General features: G+C 52.1%; 22 protein-coding genes. 14 read left to right on the forward strand and 8 right to left on the reverse strand.

Going from position 1 to position 19,494, the window contains the following annotated elements:
• The 3 genes from PKY88_04640 to queC form a co-directional block, all read right to left on the reverse strand.
• Entirely contained in the window at positions 1-1,020 is a 1,020-nt protein-coding gene (locus PKY88_04640; protein HOQ04479.1) for a hypothetical protein, read from the reverse strand.
• 67 nt (positions 1,021-1,087) lie between these two features.
• Positions 1,088-1,534 carry a secondary thiamine-phosphate synthase enzyme YjbQ gene (locus tag PKY88_04645; GenBank protein ID HOQ04480.1) on the reverse strand — a complete coding sequence of 149 codons (447 nt, stop codon included), beginning with the start codon at positions 1,532-1,534 and terminating at the stop codon, positions 1,088-1,090.
• A 7-nt stretch (positions 1,535-1,541) separates the two neighbouring features.
• Entirely contained in the window at positions 1,542-2,231 is a 690-nt protein-coding gene (gene queC / locus PKY88_04650) for a 7-cyano-7-deazaguanine synthase QueC (GenBank protein HOQ04481.1), read from the reverse strand.
• A gap of 71 nt (positions 2,232-2,302) precedes the next feature.
• Between queC and queF the strand changes: the two genes are divergently transcribed.
• The 5 genes from queF to PKY88_04675 all read left to right on the forward strand — a co-directional run bounded on the left by queF (position 2,303) and on the right by PKY88_04675 (position 5,784).
• Complete coding sequence (gene queF / locus PKY88_04655) at positions 2,303-2,671, forward strand: preQ(1) synthase (GenBank protein HOQ04482.1); 369 nt, start codon at positions 2,303-2,305, stop codon at positions 2,669-2,671.
• Positions 2,672-2,698: 27 nt separating this feature from the next.
• The gene (locus tag PKY88_04660; protein ID HOQ04483.1) at positions 2,699-3,208 is read left to right on the forward strand and encodes a hypothetical protein; all 510 of its coding nucleotides are present in this window, start codon (positions 2,699-2,701) and stop codon (positions 3,206-3,208) included.
• 480 nt (positions 3,209-3,688) lie between these two features.
• A complete protein-coding gene (locus PKY88_04665; protein ID HOQ04484.1) occupies positions 3,689-4,507 on the forward strand; it encodes a flagellin in 819 nt (272 codons plus the stop codon).
• Positions 4,508-4,647: 140 nt separating this feature from the next.
• Positions 4,648-5,007 carry a flagellar export chaperone FliS gene (gene fliS / locus PKY88_04670; GenBank protein ID HOQ04485.1) on the forward strand — a complete coding sequence of 120 codons (360 nt, stop codon included), beginning with the start codon at positions 4,648-4,650 and terminating at the stop codon, positions 5,005-5,007.
• Between the two features lie 93 nt (positions 5,008-5,100).
• Entirely contained in the window at positions 5,101-5,784 is a 684-nt protein-coding gene (locus PKY88_04675) for a response regulator transcription factor (protein HOQ04486.1), read from the forward strand.
• Between the two features lie 11 nt (positions 5,785-5,795).
• Here PKY88_04675 and PKY88_04680 read toward each other — a convergent pair whose 3' ends face one another.
• The 4 genes from PKY88_04680 to PKY88_04695 form a co-directional block, all read right to left on the reverse strand.
• The gene (locus PKY88_04680) at positions 5,796-6,227 is read right to left on the reverse strand and encodes a PEGA domain-containing protein (GenBank protein HOQ04487.1); all 432 of its coding nucleotides are present in this window, start codon (positions 6,225-6,227) and stop codon (positions 5,796-5,798) included.
• A gap of 570 nt (positions 6,228-6,797) precedes the next feature.
• On the reverse strand, positions 6,798-7,202 hold the full coding sequence (locus PKY88_04685; protein HOQ04488.1) for a hypothetical protein: 405 nt from the start codon (positions 7,200-7,202) through the stop codon (positions 6,798-6,800).
• Positions 7,203-7,603: 401 nt separating this feature from the next.
• Entirely contained in the window at positions 7,604-8,479 is an 876-nt protein-coding gene (dapA, locus tag PKY88_04690) for a 4-hydroxy-tetrahydrodipicolinate synthase (protein HOQ04489.1), read from the reverse strand.
• A 10-nt stretch (positions 8,480-8,489) separates the two neighbouring features.
• The gene (locus PKY88_04695; protein HOQ04490.1) at positions 8,490-9,209 is read right to left on the reverse strand and encodes a pyridoxine 5'-phosphate synthase; all 720 of its coding nucleotides are present in this window, start codon (positions 9,207-9,209) and stop codon (positions 8,490-8,492) included.
• Between the two features lie 121 nt (positions 9,210-9,330).
• On the opposite strand from PKY88_04695, the gene PKY88_04700 reads away from it, so the two are divergent.
• The 9 genes from PKY88_04700 to purN all read left to right on the forward strand — a co-directional run bounded on the left by PKY88_04700 (position 9,331) and on the right by purN (position 18,048).
• Complete coding sequence (locus PKY88_04700; GenBank protein ID HOQ04491.1) at positions 9,331-10,074, forward strand: SDR family oxidoreductase; 744 nt, start codon at positions 9,331-9,333, stop codon at positions 10,072-10,074.
• A 102-nt stretch (positions 10,075-10,176) separates the two neighbouring features.
• Positions 10,177-11,421: a bifunctional 3,4-dihydroxy-2-butanone-4-phosphate synthase/GTP cyclohydrolase II gene (locus PKY88_04705; GenBank protein ID HOQ04492.1), complete on the forward strand. Its 1,245-nt coding sequence runs from the start codon at positions 10,177-10,179 to the stop codon at positions 11,419-11,421.
• Entirely contained in the window at positions 11,414-11,932 is a 519-nt protein-coding gene (locus PKY88_04710; GenBank protein HOQ04493.1) for a hypothetical protein, read from the forward strand. Before PKY88_04705 ends, PKY88_04710 begins: the two co-directional genes overlap by 8 nt.
• A gap of 100 nt (positions 11,933-12,032) precedes the next feature.
• The gene (locus PKY88_04715; protein HOQ04494.1) at positions 12,033-12,647 is read left to right on the forward strand and encodes a sigma-70 family RNA polymerase sigma factor; all 615 of its coding nucleotides are present in this window, start codon (positions 12,033-12,035) and stop codon (positions 12,645-12,647) included.
• On the forward strand, positions 12,644-13,654 hold the full coding sequence (locus PKY88_04720; GenBank protein ID HOQ04495.1) for a hypothetical protein: 1,011 nt from the start codon (positions 12,644-12,646) through the stop codon (positions 13,652-13,654). The genes PKY88_04715 and PKY88_04720 overlap by 4 nt, the downstream gene beginning before the upstream one ends.
• Positions 13,655-13,661: 7 nt before the next feature.
• Entirely contained in the window at positions 13,662-14,222 is a 561-nt protein-coding gene (locus PKY88_04725; GenBank protein HOQ04496.1) for a hydrolase, read from the forward strand.
• 995 nt (positions 14,223-15,217) lie between these two features.
• Positions 15,218-16,018: a hypothetical protein gene (locus PKY88_04730; protein HOQ04497.1), complete on the forward strand. Its 801-nt coding sequence runs from the start codon at positions 15,218-15,220 to the stop codon at positions 16,016-16,018.
• 184 nt (positions 16,019-16,202) lie between these two features.
• Positions 16,203-16,940, forward strand: coding sequence for a C4-type zinc ribbon domain-containing protein (locus PKY88_04735; GenBank protein HOQ04498.1), 738 nt, complete (start codon positions 16,203-16,205; stop codon positions 16,938-16,940).
• Between the two features lie 37 nt (positions 16,941-16,977).
• Entirely contained in the window at positions 16,978-18,048 is a 1,071-nt protein-coding gene (gene purN, locus PKY88_04740) for a phosphoribosylglycinamide formyltransferase (protein HOQ04499.1), read from the forward strand.
• 24 nt (positions 18,049-18,072) lie between these two features.
• On the opposite strand, the gene PKY88_04745 is transcribed toward purN, so the two are convergent.
• Positions 18,073-19,326, reverse strand: coding sequence for a hypothetical protein (locus tag PKY88_04745; GenBank protein ID HOQ04500.1), 1,254 nt, complete (start codon positions 19,324-19,326; stop codon positions 18,073-18,075).
• Positions 19,327-19,494: the final 168 nt, after the last annotated feature.

Genomic DNA, 19,494 nt, shown 5'->3' on the forward strand with positions numbered 1-19,494 from the left:
TTATTGTCCTGTCCGGTTTTCCTGTTGCTGAGGTTGCGTGCCCGCCTGTTCCGGAGAGGACCGCCATTGTTTGAGGAGCTCGTAGAGGGTTTCAGACGGCATTTCGAAGCGAATCGTAACGGCATTTTGGCTGGTGGAGACCTGACAGTTATTCAAGATGGGAAGCCATCGGGACAGATTGCTTGCAGAGAAACTATGATTTTGGTTTGCTTTGTTTTCGTTCGGCTGCGGAGAAGAGGGATTGTTTTGGCTCAGCGTTAAAATGGCTTTCATTCCCAAAACGGCTTGTTCTACCTGGAGGGCGGTTTGCGGGTCCGGCATTTGAAGAAGAAGACTGATATGAAAAGACGAATCGTTTTCATTGATAAAAAGATGCAGGGCCTCGGTTTTGTTCAGCATGGCGGCCTGGGGGTAATTGGTAGACAGAATTTTGACTCCACCGGCGGCGGCCAGCAAAATTGGTTTCGCGGGGACCTGACCCTGGGCGCTCAGCCAGGGGGCTTCAGACAATGATGGACGTTTTCCATCCAGGACATCCAGGGCTTGCTGGAGCGATTCCTGATTTTGGGAAATAACAATGAGGTTTTCTCGAGCAAAGGTTCCAACTTGGTTTTTGCCTTGCTGTTCTGCAAACCACCTGTACAAGGTGTAGTCGCGATAGGTGCTTTTTTGGTATTGGGGATTGAGGGCCAAGAGGGCGGTTAGTTTCTGTGGATTGAATCGGCCTTCGGCCAGCAGCACGGCATTTTGCTCCTCATGGTCCGGTCCGTATAAGGTAAAATGGTTGAAATCTGTCAACACATTCGAGCCGATTAATTCCTGGATGGCTTGAACTTTTTCACCGAATTGGGTTTGAATATCGGTCAGAATCAGTGTACCCAATTTGGATTGCCGGAATGCCTCCAGGTCCAGATGAATCACCCAGTGGGCATCGGCTCCGATGTTCGTCTTGTTCAACGGGGCTGCACCAGCGGTGAAGGCAATTGCACTGAAGCAAAGAATAAGTATCCGGCATTTCATAAAAGATCCCTTTCCATCAGTTTGGGTTGTTTGTTTCCCCCAGTAATACGTTCCGGGGCCCCAAACGTTACAGCTCCGGCGGTTTTTTCGATTCGTTTTCGCCAAGAATCTGACAGACAATGGTTCGGTTTCTCGGCCGTGTGTCAAAATCAATCAGAACAATCTGCTGCCAGGTCCCGAGGGTCAGTCGACCGTCCGTGAATGGAACGGTCAGAGAAGGCCCCAGAAGGGCTGCCCGTACATGCGAATGGCCGTTGTCATCATTCCAGGTGTTTTCATGGGCATAGATGTCGTTTCTGGGGGCGATTCGTTCAAAGGCCGCTTTGATGTCGATTTGAACGAGTCCCGGCTCATATTCGAGCGTAGTCAAGCCCGCCGTCGAGCCGACGGCAAACAGAGCAGCGATGCCGGACTGGAGTCCGGAGTCTTTTACGGCTTCCTGCACTTGGCCTGTAATGTCCAAAATTTGGGTGTTTCCGTTTGTTTTGATGGACAGATGCTTGGTAATAACCATAATCTTCTCACGAAACGTATTTGGTGGGGTCCGGGACTCCTGCCTCCTGAAATCCTTTTTTACGAAGACGGCAGGAGTCGCACAGACCGCAGGCCAGACCCTGCGGAGAGGGGTCGTAACAGCTGTGGGTAAGTGAGTAGTCCACTCCGAGCTGAAGGCCTGTCTTGATGATTTCGGCTTTGGTCATATGGAGAATGGGGGTATGGATTTGAAAGATTCCTTTTCCTTCTACGGCGGCGGCTGCGGCAAGATTAGCCGTTTTTTCGAAGGCCGCGAAGAATTCGGGCCGACAGTCCGGATAGCCGCTGTAATCGATTGCATTGGCGCCAATAAAGATATGGAATGCCTTGAGTACTTCCGCCCAAGCAAGCGCGTACGAGAGAAAAATCAGATTTCGGACCGGGACATACGTGATAGGGATTGAGGATGGGTCCGGTCCTGTTTTCGGGACCTCCAAAGCAGGGTCCGTTAAGGCGGACCCGCCGAACGAGGTCAAATCAATCGTGATAATTCGATGTTCGAGAGCCCCTAAGGCCCTGGCGATTGCGCCGGCTGCTTCGATTTCGACTGCGTGCCGTTGGCCGTAGCGAAAACTGAGTGCATAACAGCGGAAACCCTGATGCCGGGCGATGGCCAGGGTGGTGGCGGAGTCCAATCCTCCGCTGAGCAGAACGACGGCTTTTTTTTGCAGGTTCATAGTCTTATCTTGAAATCCAGATGGTTTTTGTTAAGATACTCAGTATAACAGATTGTCAGCCGGGAGTCCAAATGAGTGTTGAAAAACCTGCGATTGAACTGTTTGATAATCCCTATCCCCGACGCGATTATGTGATTACCATCCGCTGTCCGGAATTTACGAGTGTGTGCCCGAAGACCGGACAACCCGATTTTGGGCAGATACTCATCGAATATATCCCCGACCGCAAGTGCATTGAACTGAAAAGTCTGAAGTATTATCTGCAGAGCTATCGCAACCGGGGCGTCTTTTATGAACATTTGACCAATGAGATTCTGGATGACCTGTCCGGTGCGGCGGCTCCTCGATGGATGCGGATTACTTCCTCTTTTACTCCGCGGGGCGGGATTACGACGGACGTTCAGGCAGAGTTTCGAAAAAGAACCCGCAAACGGGCTTAACGAGAGGGATGTGTAAGGGAGTTTGGTATGCCGATCAGCTTTCACTGTGAATCGTGCAAGAAAAAAATCAAGGCACCAGACCAGGCCGGGGGCAAGTGGGGCAGCTGTCCGTACTGCGGACATCGCTGCTATATTCCTCTGCCCAAGTCAGAGGATGAGGAGGAGATTCGTCTTGCTCCGATCGATGAACTGGAGGAAAGCCGTATCCAGGAGATGATGCGGGAGACGCATCACCTGACTCAGCATATTCTGCATGAGAGCCGTCTGCCGAACGAAGAATCGTCAGTTTCGACGGCGGGGGCGGAGCTTGATGAAGAGGAGGTGATTAAGCGGGTGATTTTTTATTTGCGGCAGATTGCAGACGGAGAACTGACTGCGGCGGAAAAGACCTTCCTCGCTTTAAAACCTGTCAAGAAGACAGCGCTGCGGATTCTGGCAGCTATGGCCCGAGCGGAGCGGCCGGAACCCGAGCTGAGCGATATCCCGCCCAGCGTTCTTCAGGGGCTTATTCGCGACCTTTCATCGAAATTGTCTTAAACGCTGTCCTCCGGATATATTTTTAATTCTTTGGTTCGTTCTATGTTACCGGACGTTGTGCTTTTCTTCTCTTTTTTGACGGCGGTCCGATAAATTTTTCTATGCCCTCCCTGAAAAAACAAAAAGAAGTGTTGTCTTTTTGTGCTGATTCCTGAGAACCGTTTGTATGTCCTATAAATAGGTTTTTGGGCTTTTGATTTTTTTTCTAAAAAATTTTTCACGGGAAAAAATTTTTTTATTTCTCATTTTTTTGTTTTCACCTGTGCCATCCCAAGCACTATCGGTCCTTCACGCAAAAGTGTGAAAATGGGGGATTTCTGCGTCTAAAGTGAGTTTTTTGCTGTTCGATAATGGAAGTGTGTTTCAGGGCTGTTCTGTGCAGGCGGCTCTGCAGCGTTGTTTGAAAAGTGGAAAGAATCGTCCCTTGGAAATGTCCTGACAGGGGCAAAGGCAAACCTTCTTTTTGTAAGGAGTCAGACTATGCTGTCAATTAAAAGCAACATTATGGCGGAAAATGCCGCCCGCCAGCTGGGTATGAGCTATGATACATTGGCTCGGTCGATTGAACGGTTGTCGTCCGGCCAGCGTATCAACAGCGCCAAAGATGACGCGGCAGGATTGGCGGTCCGTGAGTTGATGCGGGCTGACATTGCAGTCATCAAGCAGGGGTCTCGAAATGCTCTGGATGCCATCAGTATGCTTCAGGTGATGGAAGGAGCGATGGCCACGATTGATAATGCCCTGATCCGTATGAAGGAACTGGCGGAGCAGGCGGCCACCGGTTCGTATTCCGAGCAGCAGCGGAACATCATGAACAATGAGTTCCAGCAGATGATGGCGGAAATCAACCGAATTGCAACAACCGCCAACTTTAACAGCATCAACATGCTCAACAGTGCTTCAGGCACCAACCGAATCCACTTTGGCGAAGGGTCATACATCGATGTGAGCTCTGTGGATGTCCAGACCACGGCCCTGATTGACAGTGCGACGATTTCGATTGCCGGTGCAGACGGCACGAATGCTCAGGCGGCACTGGCTCTGGTGACGGAAGCCATCGAGCGGAAGGACAGTGCTCGGGCCAGCTTGGGTTATATGATTAACCGTCTGGAAAGCACAACGGAAGTGCTCAATATCCAGGCGGAAAATATGATGGCGTCTGAGTCCCGTATTTCGGATGTGGATGTTGCGACCGAGATGGCGGCTCTGACCCGTAAGCAGGTGCTTGCTCAGGCCGGTGTGGCGATGCTGGCGCAGGCCAACACGATGCCTCAGATGGCGCTGAATCTGCTTCGGTAATCGCCTCTGACAGGATCGAAGATAGAATCGGAGGACGGTCGCAAGGTTTAAGCGACCGTCTTCCGAATCTTTAAATCAGTGCGGGGCGGAAGAAGTCTCCGGTTTGCCGGCCGGAAGGAACCTTTGTCCGGAGTATGCTCATGAACGGATTCAATGTCTATCAGGAAACCGCCGTCAGTACCCAAAATCGCGGTCGTCTGATTGTGATGCTTTATGACGGGGCGATTAAATTTCTCCGACAGGCCCTGGATGACCTGAGACGGGGAGATATGGTTGCCAAAGGAAAGCACATTAACAAAGCTCAGGACATCCTCTTTGAACTTAATACCGTTCTGGATATGGAAAAGGGCGGACAGATTGCTCAAAATCTTCGGGCTCTTTATAATTTTATGCAGCGTCACCTGACTCAGGCTAATATTCGCAAAGACTCGAAGATGATTGAGGAGGTGATAGCGCTTTTGGAGGATTTGAATCAGAGTTGGAGGGCAATCTGCAGATAGAGAAAAACGCAGCCGACGAGAAGATTTCAAGCCGTTTCTGAGGAGACGGCTTTTTTTATAGACAGATTGCAATGTTGCTTTAGAATAGAAAGTATGAATCGAACGGTTTTGGTTGTCGATGATCAGCTGGACCTGCTGGATTTGCTCCGAATGAGTCTGGAGCAGCATGGGTATCAGGTCCGCACAGCCCTGTGCGGCCAGGATGCTCTCCGTCAAATTGAGAAAGAGCCGCCGGATTTGATTCTGCTGGATATCCTGCTGGGCGATATATCCGGAATTCAGCTGACGGCACGGCTGAAAAACAGCGAAAAGACAGCGGCGATTCCGGTGATTTTACTGACCGCCAAAGATACGGAAACGGATATTATTGTCGGCTTGAGCGTTGGAGCAGACGACTACATTACCAAGCCGTTCAGCATGCAGGTGCTTCTGGCTCGAATGGAAGCCGTTCTGAGACGCGCAAAACCGGTCCCTTCCAGCGTTCAGGAAATTCTGACGGCCGGTTCCGTCCGGGTTTTTCCTTCTGCTCGGCAGGTCTTTGTGGAAGGCAAGCCGGTGGATTTGACTCCGGCGGAATTTAACATCCTGACCGAGCTCATTCGGTCAGAAGGGGCTGTCCGCAGCCGAGCGGAGCTTTTGAAGGCGGCCGGGCCGTCTCAATCAGGGGAAAACGAACGGATTGTTGATGTTCACATCGCCGCCCTCCGGAAAAAGCTTGGGACGGCCAGAAATCTCATCAAGACGGTTCACGGCCAGGGCTATCGGATTTCCTTCTGACGGCCGGTGTTTCAGGGGGCGGCGGGAAGGTCGCGGCCGGCTCTTTGGCGAAACGCATCCGCCTGCTCAAGCAGCTGTTCGGCCGTCGGATTGACGGCGGGCTGAAGCGTAAAGCTCCACGCGATGTCCCGACGAATGGTGCCGGGCCAGAGCACTTCCGCCAGAAAATCGAGGGGGAAATAATCTTCCGGCGGGCGCTTCATCGCCTTGTTGGTGCGGATGATTTCATACCCTTCTTTTTCGATGCGGACTTTGTAGTCGCCGTACCAGTTGAAGCCGACGGTAACCGGCGTTCGGCCGATTTCTTCGTCATTGAGCCACACCAGGGCGTCCGGCGGGTCTGTCAGAATCGTCAGGCGACGTTCGACACAGCCGTTCAGCCCCAAAAGGACCGCGACGAGTAAAACCCTTCTGCCTACATTCGAATAGACCGGTCTTTCCATAAAATGTCCCTTTTGAACTGCTGTTTTCTTCCGAATAAGAGTAGCAGGAAGCAGGGAGAATAGCAAGCCGGAAAAAAATCGGGCCTCAAACAGCGGCGACTGTCTGAGGCCCGATTGGCGGAGAAATGTTTGCTTCCGTCTCCGCCCGTCCGTTTTGGACACACACTTCACATCGCCGGAAACCGGCACATTTTATTGTTAAGCAGACCGATGTCTGCCTGGTTTATAATGTCGGGTTCGCAGTCGTCACGGCTGGCGGCTGTCGAACCCAACTGGAGGAGGAGGAAAAGATATTGTTTCGCGGAGCGCTTGGCTCCGCGGCTGATTTCGTGTCGGGCTTACACCACCGTTCGTTGGCATACAAGCCCGACATTTGGAGGAGGAGGAAAGATATTGCTTCGCAGGACCTGAGGCCCTGCGTCTGTTTTTGTGTCGGGCTTCAACCACCGTTCGTTGGCATGCAAGCCCGACATTTGGAGGAGGAGGAAAGATATTCTCTTCATCCGGGAATCCGGACGCTTTTTTACTCCTGCCGTTCTGCTCCGCTGTTTCCCGGAGCAGTTCTTTCTCCTACAATTCTTTCACAGCGTAGAGGTCTTCGAGCACCGCGGCATCACGCAAGCCGAGCACGCCGCAGACAATCTGCCGGAAATGCTCTTCCGAACAATCCTCTGTGACCACGACGGAGACGCCCAGCGAACGGGCCTGAATCTCCTGCTGAGGATTGTTGGATTCAATCACGGCAATCGTGGGCATGTCAGGACGGATGCTTTTGAGCCCTTTCAGAAAGGCCCCGTCCGGCATATCCTTCAAGTGCCAATGACTGATCACGCTGTGAACTGTTTCATTTTTCAAAGAGCGAATTACATCATTTCCGCGATTCAGGCAAATCAGCCGAATCGGCAATTCTTTCAGAGATTCGATCCGCTTGTGCACTCCGATTGCTAAAACATTTGTTTTGACGACAATGTACATTTTTTGGGATCTTCACTTGTCCGTATTAGAGAACTTTAACTGCTTTTCTTTAATACAAGGACTGTGCCAGCCGGACAGATTCTTTTTGGAAATTTTGTAACATATTGCAGAATAACAAGATGCAATAAAGACACATCCGGAGAACAGGTGGACGGCAGTTCGAGGCAAATTGACCGGAATGGCCGTTTTACAATTTGGAGTCTCGACGGAATCTGGGTTTAGAAAGACTGATACGAAAAAACGTCCATTTTGGCCCGGGGGGACCAAAATAGTCGCAGGGCTGACGGAGAAGGAACGGGCATTGATTTTTTGTTGGGATGTTTGGAAAAAAAGAAAACACGAAGTTTGTTTCCCCGAAGCGGTGCCGGCGGGGTTGTTTCACGCCGAAAAACACTTAGGAATCAGGAGAGGATGCCGTATTGGACGAGGATTTCTCTCAGCTGTGTTTTCTGGGCGTCATTCAGAGGAGTCAGCGGGAGGCGCAGCTCTTCTGAAGCCAGATTCAGCATAGCCATCGCCGCCTTAATGGGAATCGGATTGGAAGCCAGACCGAGCATGGCCTTGGCGAGAGGGAAGAGTTTTCTGTGCCATTTTCGGGCGGAAACGAAGTCGCCTTCGAGAATCAAGTCAGTCATGGCTTTTACATCGGCCGGGACTATATTGGCTATCACACTGATGACCCCTTTGCCGCCGACCGAGCAGATGGGAAGGGTCAGAGAGTCATCTCCGGACAGCACGGTGATATTGCACAGCGAAAGAATTTCGCTGGTCATATCCAGAGAGCCGGTGGCTTCTTTAATGGCGACGATGTTTTCAATTTCTGAAAGGCGGGCAACAGTTTGAGGCGTCAGCCCAGTACCGCCGCATCGGCCTGGAATGTTGTAGAGGATAATCGGAATATCTACTTCTTCTGCAATGGCTTTGAAGTGCTGGTAAAAACCCTCTTGGGTGGGCTTGTTGTAATAAGGGCATACCTGCAGAGAGGCATCGGCCCCGACTTTCCGTGCAAATGCGGTCAGTTCAATGGCTTCTGCGGTGCTGTTGGAGCCTGTTCCGGCAATCACAGGGACTCGTCCGCCGACGGTTTTGACGACCCATTCGATAACTTTTTTGTGTTCATCATAGCTGAGGGTGGGGGACTCTCCCGTTGTCCCGACCGGCACGATGCCGTCTGTGCCGTTTTCCAGATGAAACTCCACCAGTTCTTCGAGGGTTTCAAAATCGACCTGCCCGTCCTGAAAGGGGGTAATAAGCGCTACCATGCTCCCGCTGAACATTTTTGCTTCCTTATTTGTTCTGGAGTAATCGAATCATTTCTTCCGTCGCCTGCCGCAGACCGACCAGCACAGCTCGCGAGATAATGCTGTGTCCGATATTCAGTTCACAGAGCCCTTCGATCCGGGCGATGGGCCGAATGTTGCGGTAGGTTAACCCGTGTCCGGCGTGTACAACCAGCCCGGCGGCAAACGCAATATCCCGTCCGTCCCGCAGCTGATTGAGGGTTTGCTCAATGGCTTGATCGGTTTTAGCATTGGCGTAAAGGCCTGTATGCAGTTCAACAGCATCACAGCCGGCTTCGGCAGCGGCCGTAATCTGGTTTTCTTGCGGCAGGATAAAGGCGCTGACAAGAATGCCTTTTTTGTGCATTCTCTTGACGATTTTTTGAATCTGTTTTTGGCATTGTATGCAGTCAAGCCCGCCTTCCGTCGTCAGTTCGGCCCGATTTTCCGGCACGAGGGTGACCTGGTCCGGGACAATCTGCTCGGCAATCCGGACAATCGGCTCCGCCAGAGACATCTCCAGATTAAACTTGCAGGCGACGGTTTCCTTTAAAAGACGTACATCTCGGTCATTGATGTGTCTGCGGTCCTGACGGAGGTGGACTGTAATGCCGTTGGCTCCGGCCAGTTCGCACTCGACGGCCGCCCAAACAGGGTCCGGCTCGTCGGTTTTTCGGGCCTGACGAATCGTTGCTACGTGATCAATGTTTACGTTTAATAAAGCCATTTCAGAACCTTTTAGGGTGGCTATTATACTGTAATCCGGCGGTTCATCAAGTCTGTATCCGAAAACCCTGTTCAGAATGTTCCCTTCAAATTTCTTGATGTGTGAATCCGGATAAATTACTATGCCAAGAATGGATTTGCGAGGAAAAACGGCGCTTATTACCGGTTCGACCGGAAAAATCGGGCGGTTTCTGGCGAAAACGCTGGCCCAGGAGGGGGTCCAGTGTCTCTGTCAGTATCATCGTCAAGACCGGCTGGCAAATAAGATTGTTCAGGGCATCCGCCGACACGGCGGACGGGCCTTCGCATTTCAATCGGATTTTCGGGATGCCGAGCAAATCCGCCGGCTGTTTCAGGACGCTCAAAGACACGGTCCAATCGATATTTTGATTCATTCGGCGGGTCTTTTCGAGAAAACTCTGCTGAAGGACTGCGCGGAACAGCAGATAGAAGACCTGATTCATCTGAATCTTACGATTCCTCTGTTATTGACCCGTTTGTTTGTAAAGGCCCACCCTTCTTCCGGACGAAAAAAGCCTTTTGCCAAGGTTCTTTTTTTTGCAGATATTGGGGCCCTCCGGCCATGGCGGGACTATTCTGCTTACTGTGCAGCCAAAGCCGGTTTGACTGCTGCGGCCCGGTCCCTGGCCAAAGAGCTGGCACCCGGCATTACGGTCAATGCAATTGCGCCGGGGATTGTTGAGGGGGCAATCCGCAATCGCAAAGAAGCGGCTGAGCGGAGGAAAAAAATTCCGACAGGGCGGTTTGTTCTGATGGGGGACTTGATGGAAGCGGTCTTGTTTCTTCTCAAAACCGACTCGATCACCGGTGAGGTTTTGACAATAGACGGCGGGGCTGTGCTTTAAGTCTTTTTTTTAAAAACGCTTACGTATCTGAACAAACCTTTACATTTTTCGAAGAAGGGGCTATACTTCTTCTATCTTTTTTGATTGGACGACGAGGTCTGAATGGCGATTTTCAGTGAAATACCGGAAATTCTGGATGAGCTTCGGCAGGGCCGAATGATTGTCCTGGTGGATGATGAGGACCGGGAGAACGAGGGGGATTTGGTGTGCGCCGCCGAATTGGTAACCCCGGAAATTATCAATTTTATGGCCACACACGGACGGGGGCTTATTTGCCTGCCTATGGATGAAGAGTACTGCGATCGGCTGGGGCTTCATCCCCAGTGTACGGAAAATACGGCTCGGCTTGGGACGGCGTTTACCGTCAGTATTGATGCGAGGGAAGGCATCACAACAGGCATCAGTGCGGCGGATCGGGCGAGGACTATCCAGGTTGCCGTATCCCCCAATACTAAGGCGGCTGATTTGGCGCGTCCGGGGCATGTTTTTCCGCTTCGCGCCCGAAAAGGGGGGGTGCTTGTGCGGGCCGGCCAGACGGAAGGGGCGGTGGACCTGATGCGTTTGGCGGGTCTAAGGCCGGCGGGGGTTATCTGTGAGATATTAAATGACGATGGGACGATGGCCCGCGTGCCTGATTTGGTTGAATACTGCAGGAAGCATTCCCTGAAGATGACAACGGTAGCCAAAGTGATTGAGTATCGTCTTCAGCGGGAACAGCAGGTCCGCCGCATTCAGCAGGTTCGCCTGCCGACGGATTATGGGGAATTTATTCTAATTGGGTATGAAAGTCCCGGTTCGACAGAGCCGCATCTGGCCCTCTGCAAGGGAGGAGTGGGGGACTTGGATGAACAGGGAAGGGTCATTGAGCATCCGGAACCGGTCCTGATTCGGGTGCATTCGGAGTGTATGACGGGGGATTTGTTTCATTCGCAGCGCTGTGAGTGCGGCTATCAGCTGGTTGAGGCGATGAAGCGGATTCAGGCCGAGGGGAAGGGGGCTCTGATTTATCTGCGGCAGGAAGGACGAGGAATCGGTCTGGCCAACAAGCTTCATGCGTATAAACTTCAGGAACAGGGATATGATACGGTAGAAGCCAATCTCAAGCTGGGCTTCGTGCCGGATAAGCGGGATTATGGGATTGGGGCTCAAATCTGCCGGGATTTGGGACTTCGAAATGTTCGGATTCTAACGAATAATCCCAAAAAAATCAGCCGGCTGGAGGTTTATGGAATCCATATCGTGGAGCAAATCCCTCTGCAGGCCAAGCCGGGTGAACACAATCGGAAATATCTCCACACCAAGAGAGTCCGTCTTGGACATCTTCTTCGTGAAGATATTGATGAGTAATCGCAGTCTGCTGCGGCAGTTCATTCCGGAACTTTTTGCGGTGTGTTTTTTGTTTGTGTTGGGGTTGTGCGGCTGTGAATCGCCTCCCCCCGCTTTTGATATGATTCAGGGGAGCACGGGTTTTCCGCCTGCGTCTGTTCGATTTGGGGGATTGACGCAGATACTCAGGGACCAGGATACAAAGGCACCCAAAACCCTTCGTGTTTTTATTGAATTGCGGGACCAGTTTGATTCGAAACTGAAAATTCCTTTTACTCTTCGACTGGAGCTGTATCGCTATGCGCCGTACAGTTCCAACCCGAAGGGGACGCATCTGAAAACGTGGACGGATTTTGTGTTGACGGAAGCGAATATCAATAATCTTTATTGGAGGGACTATTTGCGGTCTTATGAGTTTTTGCTGGAACTGGACGATTCCATTCCGAAGGAAGAGCCGCTTTTGGCGGCGGCGACCTGTTGGACCTCGGCGGGTGTCAGATTGGAAACGGTTTATGTTTTAACGATAGACTGAAAACGAAATCAGGAAAAACAATTGATTTTATCGGTCGTTTTTGCCACTATTTCAGTCTTTTCCGGTTGCATAAGAGTATGCAGACTTCGGCAGGATGGATGTGAAGGACAACCCAGAGTACCAAAACCAGACTCTTGAAGAAGAGGTTCTTATCAAACGGTCCCAGCGAGGGGATTTGGAGGCCGCGGGGCTTTTAATTGTCCGGTATCAGGACAGGTTATATAATACAATCCTGAAAATTTGCTCAAACCCTGAAGATGCTGCGGAACTTACCCAGGAGACGTTTGTCAAAGTATTGGAGAAGATAACAGATTTTCGAGGGAAAAGCAGTTTTTATACCTGGCTCTTTCGAATTGGAGTGAATTTAACATTGAATTTCTGCAAACGGAGGGGGCGGCTTGTTATGCAGTCGATTGACGGCTCTGGAAGAGACGAGTCAGAACGAGCAACAGCCCGATTATCGGGGTATCTGCTCTGTCGGGAGAAGGCGGACCCTGTAGGGCTGGCCCAGGATAAGGAGGCCCGCGAGATTGTGCTGAGGGCCTTGGGGCGTTTGGATGAGGAACAGCGGATTGTGCTTGTTTTGCGAGATATTGAGGGTTTGAGTTATCAGGAAATTGCGGAGATTTTGGATATTGAACTGGGGACCGTCAAAAGCCGAATCAGCCGGGCTCGTGCGGGGCTGAGAGATATGCTGGAGGCGGTGCTGGCATGAACGAGCAAGAGCGGGAACAAGTTGATTCTCTGATACACGGCTTTCTGGACGGCGAACTGAATGAACGCCAGCGGACGGAACTGAAGCGTCTGGCGCAGCACAATCCGGTGATTCGCAAGGAGCTGCATGCTTTGTTCCGGCAGAAAGAGCTGCTGGGAGCGCTGCCGATTGAAAAGGCGCCGGACGGACTGAAGGATGAGGTGCTTGTTCGATTGGAACGTCGGCTGATTCTGAGTTCGGAAACGGCTGTACCGAGCAGTCGAATCGGGCGTCTTCGTATGGTCCTCCGGTGGACCGCTGCCGCGGCAGCGATGGTGCTGCTGCCTTTGGCGATATTGGGTTTGCTGGTGCTCCAGATTGTTCAGCCCCCTGAACCGACGGCTGGACCTGCCGTTTCCGTGCAGGGACAAGCGGCGGAATCTCTTCCGGACAAAGCGGTGTCCGAGTTGAAGGAAGAAACCGTTCTGGTCCTGGGCAATCTGAGACTTTTGACGGACCAGCCGATCGCTGTGAATGATTCGATTAAAAAGGCCGTTGTGTCGCATAAACTTCTCTCCTCGGCTTCGTCGGAACGTTTTGAGGACCGTGCTGTTTATCGCATTCAGTGCCCTCAGGGACAAATGCTGTCTTTTATGAAAACCCTCGAATCGGTCTGGGAACTCTGTTCGAAGCAGCAGTTTGTACTGGCGGACGGGGAATCCTCCGTTTCGAGGTCTGTTGTGGTGGAAGGGATTCGGCCGGACCAGATGGAGGAACTGATTCGTCAAACGAGTCCCTCTCGTCTGCTGACGGCCGCGTCGCACCTGGAACGGGTGAATCGGCGCGGGCTTTCGGATGCGGCGATTCGTGTGCCGGCGGAAGAAACCGGAGAAGGGGAAAAGACTCTTTTGCCGGTTGAGCCGAGACTGGCCTGGGAAAAAGAACAGACGGCGGAAGAGTCTTCGGTATCGGGAGGGCCGGTTGTTGTTCTTGTCATCGAAGTAAGAAATCTGACGGAAAAGAAATAATAGGCAAATGGGAAACTCGGCATCGGTTCTTTTGACTCCCTCGGCGTGCTGCCTTGTCCTGGTTGATATCCAGGAGAAACTGGCGGCTGTGATGAGCGATAAGGAGAAGATGATTGCCCGCTGCAGTATCCTTTTGCGTACGGCGAAGGCGCTGAATATTCCCGTTTTGTGGTGCGAGCAGGCGCCGCGTGCGCTGGGGTCGACGGTGCGTGAACTGCGTGAACTGCTGGAGGGCGAGAAGCCGTTTGAGAAGACCTCGTTCAGCTGCTGCGGAGCGGAAGGTTTCTTTCGGAAGCTGGAGTCAACGCAATCCTCGGCGGTTCTTTTGTGCGGGATCGAAGCCCATGTATGTGTGTTTCAGACAGCCGTTGAACTGCTCAATCGCGGGCTGAATGTCCATGTGATTGCGGATGCGGTTTCTTCGAGGACCGAGGAAAACAAGGCCATCGGGCTTGGGCGGATGTCGGCGGCAGGGGCGGTTATCAATTCGACCGAGATGGTGCTGTTTGAGCTGCTACGGGATGCCCGTCATGAGCGGTTCAAAGAATTGGCTGCATTGATTAAGTAGGAACACATTTCCTGAAAATCCTTCACAGGGGCTCGGAGGCGGGGTCGTTGTGGACATTTGGTAAATGGGAAATTGCGAGTTTTAAAAAAGCTGTAAATGGATTTTTTATTTAACCACGGAATTTACACGGATGGACCCGGATTAAAAAAATGAAGAAATAAGAATGAAGAAAAGCGGCCAAATTCCAGGAGCCAGACTCCAGCAGCCAGCAGGCGGAAGAAATCCAAAGCACAAAGTTCCAAACTCTAAAAATCTCGAAATTTGAAAAAAACAGGGAGATGGCAGGGCAGAAGGTAGAAAGAAGGGATTGTTGACAAAGAAAGGGGTGTTTTATAAGATGACGCCCCAGAAAGAGGCAAGGAGAGATGTCTGCCGACCTTCTGAAGTAAGCACAATCTGTTTTAGGAAGGTGTTGAGCGGCAGGAAATAATTTTTGTACCAGGTATCCGGATTTGTTATCGGCAGGCGTTCTCCATTTGCTCTTGGAAAAGAAGGGGAATTTCCTGTGCAAGAAGAGAAGACAAGATATCGAACTCTCAAGTCCGGATTCCTTCTGCTTGCGGCGCTGTTTGCGGCGACGAATATCGCCAAGTTTCTCCATGAAATCGTGCACGCTCTCGGCGCCTGGAGCACCGGCGGCATCGTGCGCGGACTTGTCATTCATCCTTTTTCCTGGTCTTATGCGATCGCCGTTTCTCCTCGTGATGATATAATGCTCTGGGCCGGTTCGATTCTGGGCAGTCTTTTCGGGATTCTGATTACCTTCTCCGTGTTCAAATGGCGCAGCGGCTGTCTTTTGATTCCTCTGCTGGTTGGTCCTGTCACCTGCCTTTGCAACGGGAGTTATCTGGTGCTGGGAAGTGTTTTTGGTCTGGCCGGGGACGGTTCCGTTCTGGCGGCCCGGTATGCACCCGCCGGCGTTGTGGCCGCCGTTGGACTGCTGATGCTTTGTGCGGGAATGCTGTTGGCGTTCCTGATTATCCCGGAACTCGGGTTTGGTGCGGCCGACGGCATTGCCCATCGAACAGCGGTTTTGGCTGTTTTCTGCGGCGGCAGCCGGCATCGGACTGCTGGTTTTTGCCGGCTTGTCTTTTTGGCTTCAGCAAAGACTGTCCGGGCTCCGAAACCGGCTGCCTGCGAGAATCAGCCGGCGTGCAGTGCTGGCCCATCAGGGAATCGCCGTTTTTCTGCTGGCTGTTCTGTTGATTCAGCTGGGATATAAAAAAGAAGAGGATTTGTTCGGTTTGCAGACGAAGCGTCCCGAAGGGTTTCCGGAAGAGCTGGTGCCGCCGGACTGGGCGGAGGAGGTCCGCTATGGAGGGGCCCCTGCTTATTTGCTTTGTTATGTATGTCCCGAACAAGACCATCCGTTTGAACAGGTTCAGGGCTTCATTCATACTCATCTGCAGAATCACGGCTATCAGAAACTTCGCTATCTCCTCCGCGATCCCAATCAGGTTCTTTCGGATGAGTGGAACTGCCGGACCATACAGGGAGATCAAACAGCTCCCCCGTATGTACAGGTATGTATGTTCTCTGAGCAGTGGCTCAGACTGGACGATTTAAACCCCCGCTGCGTCCATGTCGGCTTTATGAAATTGATATATCCGGAGGAGAGTGAATCTCCAAGAGTGTTGGTATCCCTTATAGGCTGTGAAGCGGACTGGCCGGTTGTCCGTGATTACCTGAAGCGGTGTGAAGAACTGTACGGGGAGGAAGGAAGACAGGAAGACAAGTGGTCAGGTGATCAGGGGGGTAGGGTTGGAGAGGAATTAAGAATGAAGAATGAAAAGTGAAGAATTAAAAATGAAGAAAAATCGGTCGGTATTCAGCATCCAGAAACCGGATTTCTGCTGTAGGGAAGAAGGGAAAAAGGGGAGAAAATCGGGAAAATTTTTGTTGCGGAAGGGGTTTGGGGAGGGCATAATGTTTCGTTTAATTTGCTGAGGGGAACTTTTACAATTTCAGAGAGGACTTTCGATGGGACCGATTTTAGAGGGGTTAATTAAACTCCAGCGAATCGAAAATCGCCTGCGGGCGGTCAAGACGAAACTGGCTCGCTGCCGGCGGAGCGTGCTCTTTCAGGAAAACCAGCTGCGAACCCTTCAGAGCGGGCTGGAGGCCAAGCAGGAAGAAATCAAAATGACCCGGATTCAGGCGGACCGCCTGGAACTGGAACTAAAGGAGCGTGACGCCTATATCACCAAGCTTCGTTCTCAACTCAATTTAGCCCGCACCAACAAAGAATATTCCGCTATCCTCACTGAACTGAATACCGCCAAGGCCGATGATGCCAAACTCGAAAATCAGGTTCTCGAATTGATGAAGAATCTGGAGGCCGACCAGGCGGCGTGTGCGGAGATTCAAAAACAAATTGAAGAGCAGAAGGCCCGTGTGGAGCAGGTGCGGACGGAGGCGGAAGTGAAAGCGGCGGAGTATCAGAAGGATATTGATGCGATTCAGGCGGAGTGGGACGAAGCGGCTAAGCAGATTCCGGCGGAGGTTTTGAATCTGTTTGTCCGCGTGGCCGAGACGTATGACGGGGAAGCGATGGCGGCGATTGAAAAGTCGGATGAGCATTCTTCTTCCTACAGCTGCGGGGGGTGCTTTATGGGGCTGCCGGCGGAGATGGTCAATATCCTGACAACCAAAGATGAGATTTTACGCTGTACGAACTGCACGCGAATACTCTATCTGAAAGAAGGCGGTTCGGATTGACCGCTTTTTTTGTTTTCAAGGTTTTCAGGAGACAGGGATGGGGTGTTCCGGAAGTGAAATGAAGGTACATCTTTATACGGACGGGGGCAGCCGGGGTAATCCGGGTCCGGGAGCGGGGGCGTATCTTCTGCAGACCCCGGCAGGAGAACTGATTGAAAGCCGGGCGATTTATCAGCGGGAGACGACGAATAACATTGCGGAGTACACGGCGGTTCTGGAGGGGCTGCGGGCGGCTCAGAAGCGGGGAGCAAAGGAGCTTGTACTGTTCAGCGACAGCGAACTGCTGATTCGGCAGCTTAACGGGCAGTACAAGGTCAAGAGTGAGAATCTCCTGCCGTTGTACGAGGCGTGCCGAAAGCTTCTGGCCGGTTTTGACCGCTGGAAGGCGGAGCATATTCCGCGAGAGAAAAACGCGGGGGCGGATAAACTGGCCAATGAAGCGATGGATTTGCAGCGAGACATTTTCCGGGAGGGCTCGTGGAGGGATATCAAGCCGATTCGGCTGGGGATTCTGCTGAGCGGAGGCGGTCGGACGATGGTGAATCTGCATCAGGAGATTCAGGCGGGACGTCTGCCGGCCCAGATTGTGCTGGTGATCAGTTCCCGCTCGACGGTGGCGGGGGTGCAGCGGGCTCGGGAAATCGGGCTGGAGCCGGTGATTATCCGCCGAAAGGATTTTGCGGATATTCATTCGTTCAGCGAGCGGATTGCGGAGGAGCTGGATAGGGCGAAGGTGGATTTGGCTGTGCAGGCGGGCTGGCTGTGTCTTTGGGAAATTCCCGAGCGGTATGAAAACCGGGTGATGAATATTCATCCGGCCCTGCTGCCGAGTTTCGGGGGGCAGGGGATGTGGGGGCATCATGTTCACGAGGCGGTGCTGAAGGCGGGCTGCAAGGTGAGCGGCTGTACGGTACATTTCTGCACAAATGACTATGATGCCGGGCCGATTATTGTGCAGCGGTGCTGTCCGGTGTTCGAAGGCGACGATGCAGATACACTGGCCGCCCGGGTTTTCCGGGAGGAGTGCATTGCCTATCCGGAGGCGATCCGCTTGTTTGCCGCCGGGCGGCTAACCGTTGAAAACGGCGTTGTTCATATCCGCAACTGAGCGTCCGAGGCGGTGGGGAGCTTTTCAAAAGCCGAATTCGCAATCGGGCTGGTCCGGGGTTGTGCAGGACAGCCAGTTTTGAGCCAGGCAAGCCAGGTCGTCCAGATTGACGAGGCAGTCTTTGTTGATGTCGCCGGGTTTGTAGCCCCAATCTCCGCATTCCAGAGCGAGCGAACCTTTGTACAGTTCAATCTGGTCCCAAGGGCCCATGGACCAGACAATTTGCCGACCGGAAATGTCTGCGGCTAAAATTTGGTCCGGGGCAGAGGCGGTCAGAAGGGTGGAAACGCTTGCACTGTTGTTGAGCAGATATGCAGACTTGAGCTGTGAAACCGGTTCGTTCTGGAGCGTGCCGGCGTCGGCAGCGGCCGGGGCTCGTGTTGTAACTACCCAAAGAACGATTGGACCGTCAATCTTGGGTCCGCTGACCAGGTATTCATCACTGCCGGCTTCCTTCCAGAGGGTCAGGATATTCCACTCTTCGGTGCTGCGGTAGTTTTTGACAGCGTACAAGAAGGGGCGCCAGTTCTGATTTCCCCGAGCGACAAGGTTGTTTTCCGACACTTCGATTTGGTCGAAGATGATTCCGTCCGGCAGCTGTACCGAGACAATCTGGGGTTGTGCAGGACTGGTTAAATCCGCAATTTTTACAAGAGACGGGCCTTCTGCGGGGATTTCGTTCCAGACAGCGAAGGGACCGTCGAGGGCTATCGTGGAGATGTAGGCGTCTGAAGGAGCGATGTCAATCAGAAAGTGCTGGGGATTGTTCGGGTCACTGAAGTCAACGGCCAGAACGGTGTACAGATATTCGTTTTGGGAGTCCGGACCGCAATACACAATCAGATTATCCGCAATGTCAAAGTCGTAGATGTCATTCAACAAAGGGAGAATTTCCCTAAGAACCGGGGCATTCGGGTTTTGAATATCTGCGACTTTCAGCAGAAGCGGAGAGGGATATCCTTCTGTGTAAGTGTACACGACAAAGGGGTCTGAAAAGGCGATTGTGTTGCTTCCCAGAGCGTTGGCTTCAATGATGAATTCCGTCAGATTTGGGTCATCCAGACGGACTCCGAATATTTGCGGAGTGCCGGATGGGTCACGATAGTCAACCCAGACTGTTTTTTGCCCGGAGAGAGCAAAGGAATCCTGGTTGCCGTAAACGAGGCATTCTTCATTGGTTGTGATTTGGGCTGTGTTGTTGAGGACCATTCCCGCTGTCGGATGAATGCTGACAGCAATCAGAATGAACCCAAGCAGAATTAACATGTTCTTTTTCATAAAGTTTCCCTCCTAAGAAAAAGTCTTTTTTGTGCGCCGAACTTCGAGGGTGTCTTCCCTTGACGGAAATGCTGACAGCTTCGAATGATGAAAAACTCCTTATGTTCTAAAAGATAATGCAAAAGGGGTAGAAAGTCAATATTTTTGAAAAGAAATCAAGGTTGCCTA

The sequence above is a fragment of the Anaerohalosphaeraceae bacterium genome (assembly GCA_035378985.1).
Taxonomy (GTDB): domain Bacteria; phylum Planctomycetota; class Phycisphaerae; order Sedimentisphaerales; family Anaerohalosphaeraceae; genus JAHDQI01.